Source organism: Rhizobium sp. SVR5-2C, from assembly GCF_056755115.1.
The window spans coordinates 1-17,857 of record NZ_JBNDHT010000029.1 but is presented as its reverse complement, the minus strand read 5'-3'; the positions used below and the strand labels follow the sequence as shown (position 1 = coordinate 17,857).

Below are 17,857 nucleotides of genomic sequence, written 5' to 3'. Positions count from 1 at the left end.
GGGGCTTCGCTCCGGCTTTTTCGTTATGCCGCAGGGCACTTGTCCGTATTGCTGAAGTCGGCTGTTCCATCCGGCTTGAAGACATCCGGGTTCTGCGTATAGAGCGGCCCTACGACCAGCGGCTTGCTTGGCAGGATCGATTGATCGACATCCGAAACCAGTTGCGTCTTCAATTCCTGCAGCGTCTGGCCCTCTGCATCCACCAACCGGATTTGCACGGAATAGGGGCGGTCCTTGCGGACGCAGTGGATATTCGGGCTCTGGAGCGTGATCTTGTCCCATGCCGGAAAGATCTTCTCCCTGATCACGATTGGATCGCCGCCCGCCGGGTTCTCGAATTCGGCAACCGCCACGGCGCCCTCGGGGATCGGCGAGGTCTTGCGCAATGTGACAAGATAGGTGGCGCTTGCGACGCGATAGTTGAATACGAAGATACGACCGCTCACCTCGACCATCTTTTCCACTTCGCGCGTGCAGGCGGCGAGCAGCGCCATGCCCGCCATCAGAGCCGCGATCGTCTTCGCTTTCGCCTTCATGGGGCGTCCTCCTTCTTTTTGCGGTAATACCTGTTCGCCTTGGCGCGGTTGCCGCAGACGGTCATGTCGCACCAGGCGCGGCTTTTGTTCTTGCTGCGATCGATGAACAGCCAGCCGCAATTGCGGCAAATCTTCATGCGCTCCGGATCGGGCATCGCTATCAGCCGAAGGACCGAATGCGCAGTGGCGGCATCGAGCCCGTTCGGCCGTGCATTTCGCAGCGTCTCGGCAAGTTTCTCAAGCAGCTCTGCAAGAAGGCCATCGTCGTTGCCGTTCACGACGCGCTGCCGGAAATAGCGGTCCGTCGCTTCGCGCAGGGCAATGAAACCGGGCCTGTTCTCCGGCGCTACCGGCAGCACCTCGCCGAAGAGGTCGCGCTCGGCGCAGAATTCTGCAGCCGCTTCCGGAAAACGCTCCAGTTGTTCATCCGTTGCAAAGCGGTCGATGCTGCGCCCTTCATCATGCCGCAGAATGACGCTGTTGGCCACGTCCAGCGCTAGTGCGCCGCCGGAAAAACGATGTGCAGTCCAGGTAAAGCTCATGGAGAAAATATAACTGGTAAAACGATTTTTGCTAGTTATTATTTTGCAAGCGATCCGGAGTTCGTTGATGGGCTATCTCCTGCAGCAATTGGCAAACGCGGTGCCGTTGGCAGCGCTTTATGCCGCGCTTGCTTTCGGCTATGCGCTTGCCTTTGGCGTTACCAAGCGCGCCGACATTACCTATGGTGCGGTCTTTGCCTTTGCGGGACAGATCCTGCTACTCTTTACCGATTTCGCCTATAACCGCCTCTGGCTCGTCCTGCCCGCGTCGCTTGCGATCGGCGCCCTCATGTCGTTCGTCTATTCGCTGGCTGCTGGCCTGTGGATCGGCCGCTCGGTGATGCGGCCGCTGGTGGGCCGCTCGCCGAATGCGGTTATCGTCGCGGCTCTTGGCGTGACGATCCTGCTCATGGAGACCGCGCGCCTGGCGTCGGACACGCGCGAACTCTGGCTGTCGCCGTTTCTCAACGGCACCGTGGTTTTCTGGAGTGACGCGGCGTTCAAGGTGACGCTGACCTATATCCAGCTCATCAACACGGGCTTGATGTGCTCTTTGATCGCCATCGGCACTCTTGTCCTCAGGCGTAGCGCCTGGGGGCGCATCTGGCGTGCGGTGACGGACGATCCTCTGGCCGCCGAACTCTGCGGCATCAGCGCAAGCCGCGTCTTTCTGGTTGCCTATGTCGCCGCCGTCTTCTTCGCGACATGCTGCGGCATCCTGACGACCTTCTACTACGGTTCGATGAATTTCGGCGCCGGCCTGCTGTTCGGCCTCAAGATCCTGCTGATCGCCGCAGCCGGCGGCTATTCGGATCCCCTGAAATCCGCAGGCGGCGCGGCGGGCATCGGTCTTGCCGAAACCCTGTGGACGGCTTACGGCCCCTATCTCTGGCGGGATTTCGTCATCTTCTCGCTGCTCGTCTTCCTGCTGGTGCTGAGCAGACGGGAGCGCGCGATTCCCTAATTAGTCATTTCCACTTGTCGCGCGCGGTATCGTCCGCATCCTTGGCGGCGACCCAGCCGCCTGCCGCGCCGTCCGTGCCATGCTCTTTTTTCCAGAAGGGCGCGGAGGTCTTCAGGTAGTCCATGACGAAGTTGGCGCCGTCGAATGCCGCCTGCCTGTGGGGCGCGGCAGCAATCACCAGCACGATATTCTCTCCGGGCGCGATTTTTCCGAAGCGGTGGATCGCGGTGAGGCCAAGCAGGTTGAAACGGTCGACCGCCAAGCTGGCGATACGGCTCATCTCCGCCTCGGCCATGCCCGGATAATGCTCGAGTTCGAGTGCGGCGAGTTTGCCGCCTTCGTCGCGGCAAAGGCCGGAAAAGGTCACGACCGCGCCGATGCCGGACCTGCCCTTGGTGAGCCGGTCGATCTCCGTCTGCAGATCGAAGTCTTCGCGTTGGACGCGGATGGTGGGCGTGATGGTCATGGCAGCCGCCTCTGTGGCCGGAGAATGGCGGTGCCGTTCGCGGCCCCCTCATCCGCCCTCCGGGCACCTTCTCCCCGAGGGGAGAAGGTGGAATAGATACGGCGCGGCATATCCCTTCTCCCCTCGGGGAGAAGGTGGCGGCAGCCGGATGAGGGGGCGGGAGCGCCGATCACCCCCCCGTCATCGGCGGAAATATGCCGATCTCCCGGGCGTCACCAATCGGTTCGTCATGGTCGACATGTTCCTGATCGAGCGCAACGCGAATGACATTCTCATGCTGAAGCGCCGTCTCATATTCTTCGCCCAGCGTCTTCAAATGATTGAGAAGATCGGCAACGGTGATGATGGAAGACGGAAGCGCGATATCTTCCTCGCTCTTGCCGATCCGTTCCCGCACCCAGGCGAAATAGACGATACGCGTCATCATTCATTATCCACGATATGCTTGAGACCGGCGCGGAAATAGTCATAGCCGGTATAGATCGTCAGTAGGGCGGCGATCCACAGAAGGCCAATGCCGGTCTGGGTGGTAAAGGGGAATATCTCGTCGCCCGCAGGCCCTGCGAGCAGAAACGCGATCGCCACCAACTGTACCGTCGTCTTCCATTTGGCGATCCGCGTAACGGGAACGCTGACCTTGAGGGCGGCGAGATATTCGCGCAGCCCCGAAACGAGGATTTCGCGGCAGAGGATGGTGATTGCCGCCCAGATCGACCAGCCGGCGATCGTCTGATCCGCCGCGACCAACAGCAGGATGGAGGCGACCAGAAGCTTGTCTGCGATCGGGTCCAGCATGCGGCCGATATTCGAGGTCTGGTTCCAGATGCGCGCCAGATAGCCGTCCAGGAAATCAGTAAGGGAGGCGATGATGAAGATCCAAAGCGCAACCCATCGTGCCGTGTTGCTGATCGCGAGTCGCCCCTCGATAAAGAAGCACAGGACGATCAACGGCACCGCGAGAATGCGGCCATAGGTGAGCAAATTGGGGATGCTATATGCGCGCGAAGCCATGAAACCGTTCTCTGAATTTATACGCCCGTAGATGAGGGTGCGGAGGGCAGATCGTCAACATTCTTTCTGCTTTTCCGCCGCATTTGCGTGGAATTTGCGACCGCAGCCGCCTATTTCGCGGCATCATCATGAAAATGGTTATAGACCTGCTTTGCGACCGTTTCGGAAATGCCGTCGACCGCCATGAGATCGGAAAGTGCTGCGCGCGAGACGGCCTTCGCGGTACCGAAGTGCTGAAGCAGCGCCCGCTTGCGCGACGGTCCGATGCCACCGATCTCGTCGAGCGGGTTCTTGATCATTTCCTTCTTGCGACGCGCGCGATGCGAGCCGATTGCAAAGCGGTGAGCCTCGTCTCGCATGCGCTGGATGAAATAAAGCACGGGATCGCGCGGTGGCAGCGTGAAGCTTTCGCCTCCCGGCGGAAAGAACCGCTCACGCCCCGCCTCGCGGTCGACGCCCTTGGCGACGCCGATGGCCGTCACGCTATCGGTGATGCCGAGCTCATCGAGGATTGCGCGCACCGCCGTCATTTGCCCTTGCCCGCCGTCGATGAGGATGACGTCCGGCCAGGCCGGGAAGGGCATGTCCGCAGCCTCCGTGCCTGAGACGGCTTGCGTCCGGTCGGGAATGCCTTCTTCCTTGATCAGCCGTGAGAAGCGCCGCGTCATCACCTCGCGCATCATGCCGAAATCGTCTCCCGGCGTGATGTCGGTCGATTTGATGTTGAACTTGCGATACTGGCTCTTCACGAAGCCTTCCGGCCCTGCGACGACCATGCCGCCAACTGCATTCGTGCCCATGATGTGCGAGTTGTCGTAGATCTCGATCCGCTGCGGCACATAGGCAAGGTTGAAGGTGGCCTTGAAGCCTCCGAGCAGCCGGGATTGCGAAGCGGTCTCCGCCAGTTTGCGGCCATGCGCCTCGCGGGCGTTGGCAACAACGTGATCGACTAGATCGCGTTTTTCGCCTCGCCGGGGCACAAGGATCGAGACTTTATGCCCCGCCTTTTCGCCAAGCGCTGCCGCCAGCAATTCCATTTCCTCGACCGTTTCCGAGAGCATGATCTGCTTCGGCACCGGCTTGTCGTCATAAAACTGAGCAAGGAAGGCACTGAGAACCTCCGCGCTTGAAAGCTGCGGATCGGCCTTCGGGAAATAGGCACGGTTGCCCCAGTTCTGCCCGGTGCGGAAGAAGAAGACCTGGATGCAGGAAACCCCGCCTTCGTGATGGATGGCGAAGACGTCCGCCTCCTCGACGCCCGCCGGATTGATGCCTTGATGGCTCTGGACATGCGAGAGTGCCGCAAGGCGGTCGCGATAGATCGCGGCACGCTCGAAATCGAGGTCCTCGGCAGCGGCGTTCATGGCCTTTGCCATTTGCGCCTTCACCTTCTGGCTCTTGCCGGAAAGGAAGTCTTTCGCCTCCTGTACCAGCTCCGCATATCCCTCGTCGCTGACCTCATGGGTGCAGGGGCCTGAACAACGCTTGATCTGGTAAAGCAGGCAGGGGCGCGTGCGCGTCTCGAAGACGCTGTCCGTGCAGGTGCGGATGAGAAAGGCGCGCTGCAGCGAGTTGATCGTGCGGCCCACTGCGCCGGCAGAGGCGAAGGGACCGAAATAGTCGCCCTTGCGGGCGCGGGCGCCGCGATGCTTGAAGATCGCCGGGGCGCGATGATCGCCGGTAATGAGAATATAAGGAAAGGACTTGTCGTCGCGCAGCAAGACGTTAAAGCGCGGCCGCAAACGCTTGATAAGATTCGCTTCCAGAAGCAGCGCTTCCGTCTCCGTGCGCGTCGTCACGAATTCCATATGCGCCGTCAGCCGCACCATCTGCGCCAGCCGATTGGAATGGACACGGCCCATCGCATAATTGCCGACGCGCTTCTTGAGGCTGCGGGCTTTGCCGACATAAAGCACATCGCCGTCGGCATTGAACATGCGGTAGACGCCGGGGCTGTTCGGCAGCCGCTTGACGAACTCGCCGATCAGCTCCGCGCCGCGCAGTCCGCTCTCGTTGCCGCCGCCTTCGTTCCAGTCGATCGCAGTCGGAAGCGGCGAGGCGGAAGCATCGCTCTCTACCTCGATATCGTCTTCGCTGTCTTCCGTTTCGTCATAAAGAATACCGCCGTCGGGCAGCTTCCGTCCGTTCATTCCGTAATCTCCGCCACATCAGGCGTCTGCCAGGCAAGGTGCTGGCCGCCGTCGAGGGCAATCATCTGACCGGTGATCGAGGGCGTATCGTAGAGGAAGCGAATCGTTCTGCCGAATTCCTCGAGCTTCGGCCCTCGCTTCAGGATAAGCGCTGAAACCTGCGCTTGGAAGTCTTCTTGCGACTGCCGCTCGCTCGGTATCGAGGGACCGGGACCAACGGCGTTGACGCGGATGCGCGGCGCGAGCGCCTGCGCCAAGGTCTGCGTCGCCGTCCACAAGGCCGATTTCGATAGCGTGTAGGAATAGAAGCTGGGCCGCAGGGCCCAGACGCGCTGGTCGATGATATTGACGATCAGTCCGTCGGTCTCTTCGGGGAGTTGGGCTGCAAACTCGGCCGAGAGAATCGAGGGGGCGCGAACATGCAGCGCGAAGTGCTCTTCCCAGATTGCCGCGTCGAAACTGCGCGCCGAATCGTCGTGGAAGACGGAGGCGTTGTTGACCAGCAAATCGAGCGGCCCGAGCTCAGCGTTCACCCGCTTAATCAACTGCGCGGTGCCATCCACGTCGCACAAATCGGCGCGGATCGAAATCGCCCGATGGCCCTTCTGCCGCAATTCTGCCGCAACTGCCTCGGCCTCGCCGATGGAGCCATTGGCATGAATCGCAAGCGCAAAACCGCTTTCCGCCAAATCCTCGACAATCGCCCGGCCTATTCTTCTGGCCGCCCCTGTTACGAGTGCCGCCTTAAGTCTTTTCTCTTTCAAAAGCGTGCCTTTTGGTCCTGCAAATCTCAGTGCGCTCTATATAGTCGCCGAGACAAATTATATAAATAGGCATGATTGCCGCCTTTGTTTCTTCAGCTTATTCTATGTATTATTTAAGAAAAGAAGTTGCTAATATAAGTATTCATTAGTGAGCCGCCCGATTATGGTTAATAAATAGTCTGTTGCGACATAGCAACATCGAATTTCAGCCACGTGTCCGCCACAATCATTTCACAGTTTGGCTCTTTCAAATCCGCAATTGAGCTCCACCTTCGAGGCTGATCCGAGAGGGACATCTAGTAATTTCTCGCGAATGCTTCGATGTAGGACAGTTCACGAAGAGCGCGGGAGCGAAAGGAGAATTAAGTATGCGTACATTTGTTGCTAGCCTGATGGCGTCCGTCTTCGTGATCGCCGGCGTTTCCGCCGCCAATGCTGCAGACGCGGTCGAACAGATCCCGGAAGCTCCGGTTGCTCAGAATGAGCCGGTCACGCCCGCCGGCAATTGGGAAGGCTTCTATCTCGGCGGCGCGGGCACCTACAATGTCGGCCACTTCGCGCACAACAGTGACGGTTACGCGCTCGGCGGCCAGCTTTACACCGGTTACAACTGGCAGAGCGGCCAGATCGTCTATGGTGTCGAAGCTGATCTGGGTTATTCGGGTCTCGACAGCACCTCGGGCGGCGTCACCAACAAGAATCGTTTCAACGGCTCCGTTCGCGGCCGCGTCGGCTACGACCTCAATCCGTTCCTGCTCTATGCAACGGCTGGTGTCGCTGCGGCGAACAACAAGGTTAGCGGCTTTGGGGATTCCGACAGCAAGACGGCCTACGGCTACACGGTCGGCGCAGGTGCCGAAGCAATGGTGACGAACAACATCACCGCGCGCGTCGAATATCGCTTCAGCGATTACCAGGACAAGGACTTCGATCTCGGTCCGACGAGCGTTTCGCGCGGCTATGACGAACACAGCGTCAAGGTAGGTATCGGCGTCAAGTTCTAAGTCCGCCGAAGACACTTTGAAAAAGCCGGGTCTCGTGCCCGGCTTTTGTGTTTTAGCCCTGCGGCTTGATTTCCCCGTAGGCAGGGAATTTCTTTTCGAACTTGCTTGCCCAGTCGATTAGCTCGGGGTGCTCGGCTTCCCATTGCCCTTTGAAGCGCAGGCCCAGATAGCCGATCGTTGCGGCAAGGGCGAAGTGGCCGCCGTTCGGCTTCTTGCCGATTTTCGGCGGGTGCGCGCTGATGTGGTGCAAACCGCTGACGACCTTTTTCCACTGGCGATCGATCCAGGGCTGGTGCACTTTCTCTTCGTCGCGGAAGCGCCGCTCGTAGACGATCGCCAACAGGCTGTCGCAGATCCCGTCGCAGAGTGACTCCAGTATCTCGGCCTGGGTTCGCTTGCCGTTGTTGGAAGGATAGAGCTTCCCCTTCTTGAGCCGGTCGAAATAATGCATGATCGCCACGCTGTCGAAGACCGAGAGCCCGTCGTCGGTCAGAAGCGTGGGGATTTTGCCGAGCGGGTTGTTGTCGACGAGAATTGCCGGTCCGGCATTGGTATCCACCCTGATCTCGGTGACGTCCAATTCCAGATAGCGCGCGGCCATACGCACCTTGCTGGAAAAAGGCGACGCTGGGGAGCAAAGAAGTTTCATGTTTTCACCTTAAGGAATGCGGTTGCGGCGCGGACTATTTCGCACGCGCGGCAAGCGGTCAATCAGCCTTTGTCGTCTTCGCTTCGCCGCGCAGCCAGAAGGCGCGTTGGGAAGCGAAGCGATCCTGCGCTAGATGGTCCTTGAGCGCCGGCAGCAGCGCGTGCAATTCGTCCTTCAGCGTGAACGGCGGATTGACGATGATGAGGCCGGACCCGGTGAGGCCGGTAATCCCGCGGTCGCTGCGCACGCTGAGTTCGGCGCACAGCATCTTCGGAATGTCAGTCGCCTGCAGCGATTCGTGAAACTCTTTGATGGGCGCGGCCTTCTTCAGCGGGTACCACAGGCAATAGGTGCCGCCGGGAAAGCGGCGATAGGCCTTCACAAGGCCTTCGACCAGCCGGGCATATTCGCCATCTTCCTCGAAGGGCGGGTCGACGAGGACGAGGCCGCGCTTTTCCTTCGGCGGCAGATGCGCGCCGAGCGCCAGCCAGCCGTCAAGTTCGGTGACGCGGGCGTGGTGATCGCCTTCGAACAGCCGGTGAAGGCGGGCGTAGTCTTCCGGATGCAGTTCCATGGCCGAAAGCCGATCCTGCGGGCGGAAGAGCATGCGCGAAAGCTTCGGCGAACCGGGATAGAAGCGGATTTCGCCATCCGGATTGAGTTCGCGGATTACCGTAAGATACGGCTCCAGCAAACCGGCGACCTGAGGCGCAAGTTCAGCTTCCATGATCTTGCCGATGCCGTCGCGCCATTCACCGGTTTTCTGCGCCTCTTCGGAGGAGAGATCGTAGAGCCCGATGCCTGCATGCGTATCGAGCACACGGAAAGCCGCATCTTTTTTCTGCAGATAGCGGATAAGGCGCGCCAGAACGGCGTGTTTCAGCACATCGGCAAAGTTGCCCGCATGATAGATGTGGCGGTAATTCATGGTCGTTGATGCCTGTATGAATTCGCCTGATCGGCGTTTTTTCCGGCTTTTGGCCGGTTGCCGCTTGGCATATAGAAATCACATGAACATTGCGACCCCCACTCACGCCAAATCAAGGATCGGCCACAGCGTCTGTCCGCACGACTGTCCCTCCACCTGCGCGCTGGAGGTGGACATCACGGAAGACGGCCGTATCGGCCGGGTGCGCGGCGCGAACGATCACAGCTATACGTCGGGCGTCATCTGCGCCAAGGTCGCGCGCTATGCCGAGCGTCTCTATCATCCGGACCGGCTGATGCATCCTCTGCGCCGTATCGGCGTGAAAGGCGAGGGGCGCTGGCAGCAGGTTTCCTGGGATGAGGCTCTGGACGAGATCGCCGAGGCCTTCGTGAAGGCGGAAGCGAAGGACGGCAGCGAGGCTATCTGGCCTTACTACTATGCGGGCACGATGGGCTTGGTGCAGCGTGACAGCATCGATCGCCTGCGCCATGCCAAGGGCTATTCCGGTTTCTTCGATTCCATCTGCACCAACCCGGCCTGGACCGGCTTCACCATGGCGACGGGCGCGCTCCGCGGCCCCGATCCGCGCGAAATGGGCCGCACCGATTGCGTCGTCATCTGGGGCACGAATGCCGTGTCCACTCAGGTCAACGTGATGACGCATGCGATCAAGTCCCGCAAGGAGCGAGGCGCCAAGATCGTCGTCATCGACATCTACGACAATCCAACGATGAAGCAGGCCGACATGGCGCTGACAGTCAGGCCCGGCACCGATGCCGCGCTCGCCTGCGCCGTCATGCACGTCGCCTTCCGCGACGGCTATGCCGACCGGGCCTACATGGCGAAATATGCCGACGATCCGGCAGGCCTCGAAGAACACCTCAAGGCGAAGACGCCGGAATGGGCTGCCGCGATCACCGGCCTTTCGGTCGATGAGATCGAGTCTTTCGCAAGACTGGTGGGCACGACGAAGAAGACCTATTTCCGCCTCGGCTACGGTTTCACGCGCCAGCGCAACGGCGCGGTTGCCATGCACGCCGCGGCTTCGATCGCCACCGTGCTCGGCTCGTGGCAATACGAGGGCGGCGGCGCTTTTCACTCGAACAGCGGTATCTTCCGCATGAACAATGCGGAACTGACCGGCAAGTCGATGAAGGATCCCGACATCCGCATGCTCGACCAGTCGCAGATCGGCCACGTGCTGACCGGCGATCCCGTGGCGTTGCGCCATCGCGGGCCGGTCACCGCGATGCTGATCCAGAACACCAATCCGGTAAATATCGCGCCCGAGCAGCGGCTGGTGAAGCGGGGCTTCGCTCGCAACGATCTCTTCGTTGCCGTGCACGAGCAGTTCATGACCGAGACGGCCGAGATGGCCGACATCGTCATTCCCGCCACGATGTTCGTCGAACATGACGACATCTACCGTGCCGGCGGGCAGAACCATATCCTGCTCGGGCCGAAGCTGGTCGAACCGCCGCCGACCGTGCGCACCAACCTTTTCGTCATCGAGGAACTGGCCAAGCGCCTCGGCGTCGCGGATCGGCCCGGCTTCGGCTTTACCGCGCGGGAAATGGTCGACCGTATTCTAGAGACGAGCGGCCTGCCGGGTTACGACCACTTCCTCGAGCACAAGTGGTTCGACCGCCAGCCTGCCTTCGAAGAGGCCCATTACCTCAATGGTTTTGCGCATCCGGACGGCAAGTTCCGCTTCCGGCCGGACTGGATGAACCAGCCGGCTCCCAACCGCCCGCCGAAATCGGTAGGCCTGCTCGGTCCGCATTCCGAGCTGCCGGCCTTTCCGGACCAGGTGGACGTCATTGAGGTGGCCGATGCCGAACACCCCTTCCGGTTGGCAACCTCGCCGGCGCGCAACTTCCTGAATTCGAGCTTTGCCGAGACGAAGACCTCGCGGCAGAAGGAGGGGCGTCCTGAACTGATGATAAACCCGAAAGATGCCGAGGCGAACGGCATTGCACACGGCAATCTCGTCCAGGTCGGAAACCAGCGCGGTGAAGTGCGCCTGCATGCCCGCGTTACCACAGAGGTCAAGCCCGGCGTGCTGATTGCCGAAGGCCTGTGGCCGAACAAGGCCCATGTCGATGGCGAAGGCATCAACGTACTGACCGGCGCAGACCCCGTGGCGCCCTATGGCGGCGCGGCGGTCCACGACAATAAGGTCTGGCTGCGCAGAGGCGCCGCATGACGAAGTTCGCCAAGGCAAAGGCGGAGATCGCCGCGGAAATGACGCTCTCGGAAGGCTGGACACGCCTCAGCACCTATGAGCTGGACTACACGGATTCCGAAGGCGAGACCCATCGCGTCCACCGCGAAGTCTATCACCGCACGCCTGCCGCCACGATCCTGCTCTATGATCCGAAGCGCTCGACCGTCGTTCTCGTCAAACAGTTTCGCCTGGCGCCCCACCTTCACGGCGAACCAGCCTTCATAATCGAGACACCGGCCGGGCTCCTGGACGGCGAGGAGCCGGAAGCGGCGATGCGCCGCGAAGCCGTGGAAGAAACGGGTTTCCGCATCCGGGACGTCGATTTTCTGTTCAAGGCCTACAGCTCGCCTGGTTCGAACACCGAAGTCGTGCATTTCTTCGCCGCACAAATCGATACCGCCGATCGCGTTTCCCATGGCGGCGGTCTGGACCACGAGCACGAGGATATCGAAGTGCTGGAGATCCCGCTGGACACGGCGATTGCCATGATCGAAACCGGCGAGATCTGCGACATGAAAACGATCATCCTGCTGCAATGGGCGGCGATGAACAGGGCAAGTCTTTTGTAAGGGGCTGGCGACGACGCTAATAAAGGTAGAAACGCTGCCCCGCCTTATTCGTAGTGGAGAGCCAGCGTTCTTCATCGACGTTAGGCTTGCGCGAAAGAAGGATGAAGTTGCTCTCGCTGGCCTGATGATGTGTGATCGTCGCCTATTTGGCGAGGTTTATCAGGCGATCCAATCCGAATATTTCTGGAGAATGCCTCAGGATAGCGGCGTGCTCGTTCATCAATGCGCACCGACTTCCACGATTTTTCCAGGAAAGAATAATCCAGGCGATATCGATCTACTCATAGTTCCCTACGAAGGAACTTACCTAGTTGCCGACAAAATTGTCGCTGTTGAGCTTAAAGTAATCCGAGCCACTTATCAGCGGCAGGGAAAATCACCCAATGATTTCGGATACACTCAGGCACTTCACCTTCTTCAATTAGGATTTCCCTATGTAGCGGTTATTCATCTGATTATCTCTGATGAGAGCCCGCCTGAGGCTTGGGAAGAGATGCTGGCGTTTCGGATATTAGACTCATCTGGAAGAGTTGGGGCGCCGGAGAAGCATCTTGTGGATACCATGCCGATGTCATTGATGAACCGAGCCTTTGGTCGCCTTCTGGCAAATTGCCCCGATGAGAGTCTTGGTCTTGTTGCAACTTATATGGGCATGTGGCGGGAAGGAGAACGAGCGATTTTCGCGAACGCCGGTCGTTGGCACCCAAGTGGCCGCCACGCCTCGTTCAATCCGAGCTACGATCTAGGAGCGATGATGCAGGTTTGTGGCTACTACGAGAAAGCTTTCTCTCGTTTTTTTCGCATTCCTCGGTTTGATCCGATCGAACCGTCAACGTAAGGATTCTATCTGGATTAGCTTCATCCGTTTGTCACGAAGCAAGCCTATGCGCTGCTGCTTGGCCGATAATCGCATGCCGTCAGGAGAAAAGTCATGTGGCTCAGCAATTTCACGCTCGTTCTTCCCGAAGAAGTTGTGAGCCAGGGTTCGGTGCGCATTGAGGACGGCGCGATTGCCGAGATACGGAACGAGCCAGTCGCCAACGCCGCAATCGATGGCGGGGGCCGGTTGCTGATGCCCGGTTTCGTGGATCTACATGGCGACATGATCGAGCGTGAGATCGCACCGCGGCCGAACGCCATCATGCCCATCGACTTCGGTATTCACGAGTTGGACAAGAAGCTCGCGGCGGCAGGCGTGACAACGGCTTATGCAGCGATTTCCTTCGCGACCGAAAGTGTCTACGGCCACGTCCGCTCACTGGAGACGACGAACGCCGTCATCGAAGGGATCAATCGCCTCAAGCACAATCTGCTGGTCGACCACCGCGTCCATGCTCGCTACGAAATCACCAATGTGGGGGCCGCGCCCGCCCTCGAAAAACTCCTCGAAGCCCGCCAGATCGATATGGTTTCGCTGACGGACCATACGCCGGGGCAGGGGCAGTACAACAACATCCAGAGCTACATATTGAGCATCGCCGAGCGCCGTGCGATCTCCGAGGAGATCGCGGCGGAAATGGTCGCCAAGCGCATCGCCTTGCGTAACAATCCCGAGATCGAGGCAAAGCTGAAGGAAATCGTCGCGCTGTCGCTGAAGCAGAAGCTGTCGCTTGCGTCGCATGACGATGACAGCGTCGAAAAGGTCGCGGAGATGCATGATCTCGGCGTCACCATCAGCGAGTTCCCGGTCACGCTGCCGGCGGCCGAGGAGGCCCGGCGCCGCGGGCTCTGGACGCTCATGGGCGCGCCGAATGCGCTTCGTGGCCAGTCGATGTCCGGCAATCTGAGCGCGCTCGATGCCGCCAAGTCCGGCCTTTTGACGGTGATCGCGGCCGATTATCACCCGGCAGCCTTCGTCCCCGGCATCTTCAAGATCGCGGAATATACCGCAATACCGGTCGCAGTTGCGATGGCGACACGGAATGCCGCCCGCTCGGCAGGTCTGACGGATCGCGGCGAGATCGCCATCGGCCAGCGCGCCGATCTGGTCGTGGTCGAGCCGGGCAATGTGCATCGCATCCGCGCGACCTTCCGCGGCGGGCGCTTCGTCTATAGCGACGGCACCTTGCATCAGCTTCAGGCACTTGCCGCCTGAAGCGATCAGGCGATCAGGGAAATGATGTGATTGCAACTACCCGGCGTGGCCGCATCCGCGCCGACAGCCTTGCCGCCTTCCATCCGCACCTTGCCCTCGGCAAAAAGCCGCAGCGCCCGGGGATAAAGCTGGTGCTCCACCGTGAGCACGCGGGCAGCGAGCGCATCGGCCGTATCACCGGAGAAGACCGGCACGGCCGCTTGGCCGATCACCGGACCTTCATCCATGCCCTCGGTCACGAAATGCACGGTGCAGCCCGAGATCCGCATGCCGGCGTCGATGGCGCGCTGATGGGTGTGCAGCCCGGGAAAGAGTGGCAGGAGGGAAGGATGGATATTGATCATCCGGCCTTCATAACGCCGGATGAATGTCGCGCTCAGAAGCCGCATATAACCGGCAAGGCACAGGATATCAGGCGAGAGCCTGTCCAGCGCTTCGAAGATCGCCGCCTCGTGCGCTTCCTTGCTTGCATAGTCCTTGCGGATGAAGGCGAAAGCCGGAATGCCTTCAGCGGCGGCTTTGGTGAGCCCGCCGGCATTTGCGTTGTCGGAAATCACCCCGACGATCGCCGCCGGAAAGTCTTCGGTTTTCGCCGCCTCGACGAGCGCCATCATGTTGGAGCCGCCGCCGGAAATGAAGACGACGACGCGTTTGCGCGGCATGGTCATATGGCAAGCGTGCCCTTGTAAACCGTACCGGCAGCGCCTTCCGCCCGGGCGATCATGCGGCCGAGGGTGACAACCTTTTCGCCTTCGGCTTCCAGAACGGCGGTCACCGCTGCGACGTCTTCGGGCGAGACGACGGCGATCATGCCGACGCCGCAGTTGAAGGTCCGCAGCATTTCCTTGGCTTCGACGCCGCCCGTCTTGGCGAGCCACGAGAAGACCGGAGGGACCTTGACGGCGGCAAGATCGATCTCGGCAGCGAGATGTTTCGGCAGCACGCGCGGAATGTTCTCGGGAAAACCGCCACCGGTGATGTGCGCCAGCGCCTTGATGGCTTTGGTTTCGCGGCTGGCCTTAAGGAGCGGCTTCACATAGATGCGGGTCGGCGTCAGCAGAGCTTCGCCCAGCGCTTTGCCTTCGGCAAAAGGCGCAGGCGCGTCCCAGCTCAAGCCGGAAAGCTCGACGATCTTGCGCACCAGCGAGAAGCCGTTCGAGTGAACGCCGGAGGAGGCGAGACCGAGGATGATGTCACTTTCGGCAATGTCGCCGGAAGGCAGAAGCTGGCCCCGCTCGGCGGCACCGACGGCAAAGCCTGCAAGATCGTAATCGCCGGAGGAGTACATGCCCGGCATTTCCGCTGTTTCGCCGCCGATCAGCGCACAGCCCGCCTCGCGGCAGCCGGCGGCAATGCCGCCGACGATCGCTGCGCCCTGGTCCGGATCGAGCTTGCCGGTCGCGAAATAGTCGAGGAAGAAAAGCGGCTCTGCGCCCTGTACGACGAGATCGTTGACGCACATCGCCACCAGGTCGATGCCGACGGTCTCATGATAATCGGCGTCGATCGCGATCTTCAGCTTGGTGCCGACGCCGTCATTTGCGGCGACAAGAACCGGATCGGTGAAGCCGGCGGCCTTGAGGTCGAACAGACCGCCGAAGCCGCCGATTTCGCCATCGGCGCCAGGGCGGCGCGTCGAGCGCACGGCAGGCTTGATCTTCTCCACCAGAAGATTGCCGGCGTCGATATCGACACCTGCGTCGCTATAGGTCAGGCCGTTTTTTCCAGACTGGCTCATGCTAATCTCCGATGGCTGTCTTCGGGCGGTTTCTTAACCGATCTTCACATGCCGGTCGCAATTGCATGAGAGTGCGCTTTATGCAAGGCGCCGCATAGAGAAAAGCCCTAATTTCCTGCTCTTTCCATAGGGGAAGGCGGGATTTTTCGCAGCAGGGTTGACCATGTTCCAGCCTGCATCCTATGTGCTTCAAGGACCGGTGCGAAGCGATCGCGCCAGGGGCGGACGAACGGGGAAAACGATGCCAAATCAGGTCAGCGGAGCTAGTCTGAAGCGTCAGATCTTTTTCTGGCTGGGCGTCTTCGTCTTCTTCGTCATCTTCCTCTACATCTTCAGCTCCATCCTGCTGCCTTTCATTGCCGGCATGGCCATCGCCTATTTCCTCGATCCCGTCGCCGACCGTTTGCAGCGCCTGGGCATGAGCCGCTTGATGGCGACGATCGTCATACTGGTCGCCTTCGTCATCGTCTTCGCGCTGGCGCTGATGATCCTCATTCCGGTGTTGATCAACCAGTTCAATGATTTCGCGCAGCGCGTTCCCGGCTATATCAGCCAGTTGCAGGCTTTCATCGCCGATGCGCAGGATTCCGTGATGCCGGTCTGGGTCAAGAACCAGCTCGGTACGATCAAGGACAATTTCTCCGCAGTCCTTACGGAAGGCATGGGCTTCCTCACTGGCCTCTTTGCGCAGATCTGGAATTCCGGCAAGGCGATCGTCGATGTCATCTCGCTGCTGGTCGTAACGCCGGTGGTCGCCTTCTATATGCTGCTCGATTGGGACCGCATGGTCGCCAAGGTCGATCAGTGTATCCCCCGCGATTATCTCAACGACGTCCGCCAGATTGCCCGCGAAATCGATCAGGCGATTGCCGGTTTCGTTCGCGGGCAAGGCTCTCTCTGCCTGATCCTCGGGATTTACTACGCGGCCGGGCTGTCGCTCGTCGGCTTGAACTTTGGCCTGCTCATAGGTCTCTTTGCCGGCATGATCAGCTTCATTCCCTATGTCGGCTCGCTGGTCGGTCTGGTTCTTGCCGTCGGTGTTGCCATCGTGCAGTTCTGGCCGGATTACCTGTGGATCGGTGCGGTGCTCGCAGTCTTCTTCAGCGGTCAGTTCCTGGAGGGCAATATCCTGCAGCCGAAGCTCGTCGGCCATAGCGTCGGCCTTCACCCGGTCTGGCTGATGTTCGCCCTTTTTGCGTTCGGTGCGCTCTTCGGCTTCGTCGGCCTGCTGGTTGCCGTCCCGGCAGCCGCCGTTGTCGGCGTGCTTGTCCGTTTTGCGCTCGCGCGCTACCTTCAGAGCGATCTTTATGCGGGCCAGTCGCAACCTGCTGCGGCCCGGAAGACAAAAGCCGATTCAAAATGAGCGACGTGAAGCGCAGGGCGGGGGAGCAACTCCCGCTGGTCTTTTCTCATGATGCCGCAAGCAGCCGGGACGATCTCCTGATCTCCGACCGGCTGAGCGCTGCCGTGACCATCGTCGACGCCTGGCCGCAATGGCCATCCCCGGTTGTCATTCTCGCCGGACCGGTCGGTTCCGGAAAGACGCATTTGGCGACGATCTGGGAGGAGCGCAGCGGGGCCGAACGCATTCACCCGACATCCGGATCCGGTGCCGCGCTTGCCGCTGCCAACGGTCCGGTTCTTTTCGAGGATGTCGACCGTCTCGGCTTCGACGACACCGAGCTTTTTCACGTCATCAACAGCGTGCGCGAAAACGGCAACAGCCTGTTGATGACCAGCCGTCTCTGGCCGATGTCCTGGCCCGTTCAGCTTCCCGACCTGCGCTCAAGGCTCAAGGCGGCGACGACCGTCGAAATCGGCGAGCCCGACGAGGAATTGCTGTCGCAGGTCATCGTCAAGCTCTTCGCCGACCGCCAGCTTAATATAGATGACAAACTCGTGCTCTATATCGTCAACCGGATGGAACGGTCGCTGAATGCGGCTCAGACGATTGTCGAACGGCTCGACCGGTTGGCCTGGTCTCGAGGCACCAAGATCACTCGAGCGATGGCAGCCGAGGTATTGAATGAATTGGGAAATTCCGGCTCGCTCGATTGACTGTCACAGTTCCGTCGTGAAACTGATATAATTCGCAGGGACGAATAAACGGGACGGATCGACATATGGACAGTGCAGTTGCAGAGCATCAGGAATCCCTTCCTCCAACACCGGCCGTCGTCCCTTCGCTGGAAGAGCTGCTGAGCAGTCCTGAAC

The 17,857-nt window shown here is 60.2% G+C and carries 19 protein-coding genes; 8 read left to right on the top strand and 11 right to left on the bottom strand.

What is annotated here, in order from left to right:
- Positions 1-23 precede the first annotated feature (23 nt).
- Both ACPYOI_RS10930 and ACPYOI_RS10925 read right to left on the bottom strand, forming a co-directional pair.
- Positions 24-536: a hypothetical protein gene (locus tag ACPYOI_RS10930; protein ID WP_481417151.1), complete on the bottom strand. Its 513-nt coding sequence runs from the start codon at positions 534-536 to the stop codon at positions 24-26.
- Entirely contained in the window at positions 533-1,078 is a 546-nt protein-coding gene (locus tag ACPYOI_RS10925) for a CGNR zinc finger domain-containing protein (RefSeq protein ID WP_481417150.1), read from the bottom strand. Before ACPYOI_RS10925 ends, ACPYOI_RS10930 begins: the two co-directional genes overlap by 4 nt.
- Positions 1,079-1,145: 67 nt before the next feature.
- On the opposite strand from ACPYOI_RS10925, the gene ACPYOI_RS10920 reads away from it, so the two are divergent.
- Positions 1,146-2,042, top strand: coding sequence for a branched-chain amino acid ABC transporter permease (locus tag ACPYOI_RS10920; protein WP_481417149.1), 897 nt, complete (start codon positions 1,146-1,148; stop codon positions 2,040-2,042).
- 4 nt (positions 2,043-2,046) lie between these two features.
- Here ACPYOI_RS10920 and ACPYOI_RS10915 read toward each other — a convergent pair whose 3' ends face one another.
- From ACPYOI_RS10915 to ACPYOI_RS10895, 5 genes are all read right to left on the bottom strand, one after another.
- Positions 2,047-2,508 carry a molybdenum cofactor biosynthesis protein MoaE gene (locus tag ACPYOI_RS10915; protein WP_481417148.1) on the bottom strand — a complete coding sequence of 154 codons (462 nt, stop codon included), beginning with the start codon at positions 2,506-2,508 and terminating at the stop codon, positions 2,047-2,049.
- A 169-nt stretch (positions 2,509-2,677) separates the two neighbouring features.
- Positions 2,678-2,932: a molybdopterin converting factor subunit 1 gene (moaD, locus tag ACPYOI_RS10910; protein WP_481417147.1), complete on the bottom strand. Its 255-nt coding sequence runs from the start codon at positions 2,930-2,932 to the stop codon at positions 2,678-2,680.
- Positions 2,932-3,519: a CDP-diacylglycerol--glycerol-3-phosphate 3-phosphatidyltransferase gene (gene pgsA / locus ACPYOI_RS10905; protein WP_168829095.1), complete on the bottom strand. Its 588-nt coding sequence runs from the start codon at positions 3,517-3,519 to the stop codon at positions 2,932-2,934. The genes moaD and pgsA overlap by 1 nt, the downstream gene beginning before the upstream one ends.
- 110 nt (positions 3,520-3,629) lie before the next feature.
- Complete coding sequence (uvrC, locus tag ACPYOI_RS10900) at positions 3,630-5,669, bottom strand: excinuclease ABC subunit UvrC (protein WP_481417146.1); 2,040 nt, start codon at positions 5,667-5,669, stop codon at positions 3,630-3,632.
- Entirely contained in the window at positions 5,666-6,433 is a 768-nt protein-coding gene (locus ACPYOI_RS10895) for an SDR family oxidoreductase (protein ID WP_481417145.1), read from the bottom strand. The genes uvrC and ACPYOI_RS10895 overlap by 4 nt, the downstream gene beginning before the upstream one ends.
- Positions 6,434-6,801: 368 nt before the next feature.
- On the opposite strand from ACPYOI_RS10895, the gene ACPYOI_RS10890 reads away from it, so the two are divergent.
- Positions 6,802-7,437, top strand: a complete 636-nt coding sequence (locus ACPYOI_RS10890) for an outer membrane protein (protein WP_168829098.1) — start codon at positions 6,802-6,804, stop codon at positions 7,435-7,437.
- Between the two features lie 52 nt (positions 7,438-7,489).
- Here ACPYOI_RS10890 and ACPYOI_RS10885 read toward each other — a convergent pair whose 3' ends face one another.
- Both ACPYOI_RS10885 and ACPYOI_RS10880 read right to left on the bottom strand, forming a co-directional pair.
- Positions 7,490-8,086 carry a glutathione S-transferase gene (locus ACPYOI_RS10885; RefSeq protein ID WP_168829099.1) on the bottom strand — a complete coding sequence of 199 codons (597 nt, stop codon included), beginning with the start codon at positions 8,084-8,086 and terminating at the stop codon, positions 7,490-7,492.
- A gap of 58 nt (positions 8,087-8,144) precedes the next feature.
- Positions 8,145-9,014, bottom strand: a complete 870-nt coding sequence (locus ACPYOI_RS10880) for a 23S rRNA (adenine(2030)-N(6))-methyltransferase RlmJ (RefSeq protein WP_481417144.1) — start codon at positions 9,012-9,014, stop codon at positions 8,145-8,147.
- 16 nt (positions 9,015-9,030) lie between these two features.
- Between ACPYOI_RS10880 and ACPYOI_RS10875 the strand changes: the two genes are divergently transcribed.
- The 4 genes from ACPYOI_RS10875 (at position 9,031) to ACPYOI_RS10860 (ending at position 13,905) form a co-directional block, all read left to right on the top strand.
- Positions 9,031-11,220, top strand: a complete 2,190-nt coding sequence (locus ACPYOI_RS10875) for a molybdopterin-containing oxidoreductase family protein (RefSeq protein WP_481417143.1) — start codon at positions 9,031-9,033, stop codon at positions 11,218-11,220.
- Complete coding sequence (locus ACPYOI_RS10870) at positions 11,217-11,810, top strand: NUDIX domain-containing protein (protein WP_481417142.1); 594 nt, start codon at positions 11,217-11,219, stop codon at positions 11,808-11,810. The genes ACPYOI_RS10875 and ACPYOI_RS10870 overlap by 4 nt, the downstream gene beginning before the upstream one ends.
- 208 nt (positions 11,811-12,018) lie before the next feature.
- Complete coding sequence (locus tag ACPYOI_RS10865) at positions 12,019-12,648, top strand: hypothetical protein (RefSeq protein ID WP_481417141.1); 630 nt, start codon at positions 12,019-12,021, stop codon at positions 12,646-12,648.
- Positions 12,649-12,741: 93 nt separating this feature from the next.
- Positions 12,742-13,905: an alpha-D-ribose 1-methylphosphonate 5-triphosphate diphosphatase gene (locus ACPYOI_RS10860; RefSeq protein ID WP_481422864.1), complete on the top strand. Its 1,164-nt coding sequence runs from the start codon at positions 12,742-12,744 to the stop codon at positions 13,903-13,905.
- A gap of 5 nt (positions 13,906-13,910) precedes the next feature.
- On the opposite strand, the gene purN is transcribed toward ACPYOI_RS10860, so the two are convergent.
- Both purN and purM read right to left on the bottom strand, forming a co-directional pair.
- Positions 13,911-14,573 (bottom strand): phosphoribosylglycinamide formyltransferase, encoded by a 663-nt coding sequence (purN, locus tag ACPYOI_RS10855; RefSeq protein ID WP_481417139.1) that lies wholly within the window; start codon positions 14,571-14,573, stop codon positions 13,911-13,913.
- Positions 14,570-15,643, bottom strand: coding sequence for a phosphoribosylformylglycinamidine cyclo-ligase (gene purM / locus ACPYOI_RS10850; RefSeq protein WP_481422863.1), 1,074 nt, complete (start codon positions 15,641-15,643; stop codon positions 14,570-14,572). Before purM ends, purN begins: the two co-directional genes overlap by 4 nt.
- A 241-nt stretch (positions 15,644-15,884) precedes the next feature.
- Here purM and ACPYOI_RS10845 point away from each other — a divergent pair, with 241 nt between their 5' ends.
- Together ACPYOI_RS10845 and hdaA are read left to right on the top strand one after the other, a co-directional pair.
- Positions 15,885-17,006 carry an AI-2E family transporter gene (locus ACPYOI_RS10845; RefSeq protein ID WP_481417137.1) on the top strand — a complete coding sequence of 374 codons (1,122 nt, stop codon included), beginning with the start codon at positions 15,885-15,887 and terminating at the stop codon, positions 17,004-17,006.
- Positions 17,003-17,701 (top strand): DnaA regulatory inactivator HdaA, encoded by a 699-nt coding sequence (gene hdaA / locus ACPYOI_RS10840; protein WP_481417136.1) that lies wholly within the window; start codon positions 17,003-17,005, stop codon positions 17,699-17,701. The genes ACPYOI_RS10845 and hdaA overlap by 4 nt, the downstream gene beginning before the upstream one ends.
- The last annotated feature ends 156 nt before the right edge of the window (positions 17,702-17,857 follow it).

Coding starts and splice junctions, on each gene's coding strand:
- moaD (WP_481417147.1), bottom strand. CDS start 2,932: ATGACGCGTATCGTCTATTTCGCCTGGGTGCGGGAACGGATCGGCAAG.
- ACPYOI_RS10875 (WP_481417143.1), top strand. CDS start 9,031: ATGAATTCGCCTGATCGGCGTTTTTTCCGGCTTTTGGCCGGTTGCCGC.
- purM (WP_481422863.1), bottom strand. CDS start 15,643: ATGAGCCAGTCTGGAAAAAACGGCCTGACCTATAGCGACGCAGGTGTC.
- ACPYOI_RS10925 (WP_481417150.1), bottom strand. CDS start 1,078: ATGAGCTTTACCTGGACTGCACATCGTTTTTCCGGCGGCGCACTAGCG.
- ACPYOI_RS10880 (WP_481417144.1), bottom strand. CDS start 9,014: ATGAATTACCGCCACATCTATCATGCGGGCAACTTTGCCGATGTGCTG.
- uvrC (WP_481417146.1), bottom strand. CDS start 5,669: ATGAACGGACGGAAGCTGCCCGACGGCGGTATTCTTTATGACGAAACG.
- hdaA (WP_481417136.1), top strand. CDS start 17,003: ATGAGCGACGTGAAGCGCAGGGCGGGGGAGCAACTCCCGCTGGTCTTT.
- pgsA (WP_168829095.1), bottom strand. CDS start 3,519: ATGGCTTCGCGCGCATATAGCATCCCCAATTTGCTCACCTATGGCCGC.
- purN (WP_481417139.1), bottom strand. CDS start 14,573: ATGACCATGCCGCGCAAACGCGTCGTCGTCTTCATTTCCGGCGGCGGC.
- ACPYOI_RS10885 (WP_168829099.1), bottom strand. CDS start 8,086: ATGAAACTTCTTTGCTCCCCAGCGTCGCCTTTTTCCAGCAAGGTGCGT.
- ACPYOI_RS10915 (WP_481417148.1), bottom strand. CDS start 2,508: ATGACCATCACGCCCACCATCCGCGTCCAACGCGAAGACTTCGATCTG.
- ACPYOI_RS10860 (WP_481422864.1), top strand. CDS start 12,742: ATGTGGCTCAGCAATTTCACGCTCGTTCTTCCCGAAGAAGTTGTGAGC.
- ACPYOI_RS10890 (WP_168829098.1), top strand. CDS start 6,802: ATGCGTACATTTGTTGCTAGCCTGATGGCGTCCGTCTTCGTGATCGCC.
- ACPYOI_RS10930 (WP_481417151.1), bottom strand. CDS start 536: ATGAAGGCGAAAGCGAAGACGATCGCGGCTCTGATGGCGGGCATGGCG.
- ACPYOI_RS10920 (WP_481417149.1), top strand. CDS start 1,146: ATGGGCTATCTCCTGCAGCAATTGGCAAACGCGGTGCCGTTGGCAGCG.
- ACPYOI_RS10870 (WP_481417142.1), top strand. CDS start 11,217: ATGACGAAGTTCGCCAAGGCAAAGGCGGAGATCGCCGCGGAAATGACG.
- ACPYOI_RS10845 (WP_481417137.1), top strand. CDS start 15,885: ATGCCAAATCAGGTCAGCGGAGCTAGTCTGAAGCGTCAGATCTTTTTC.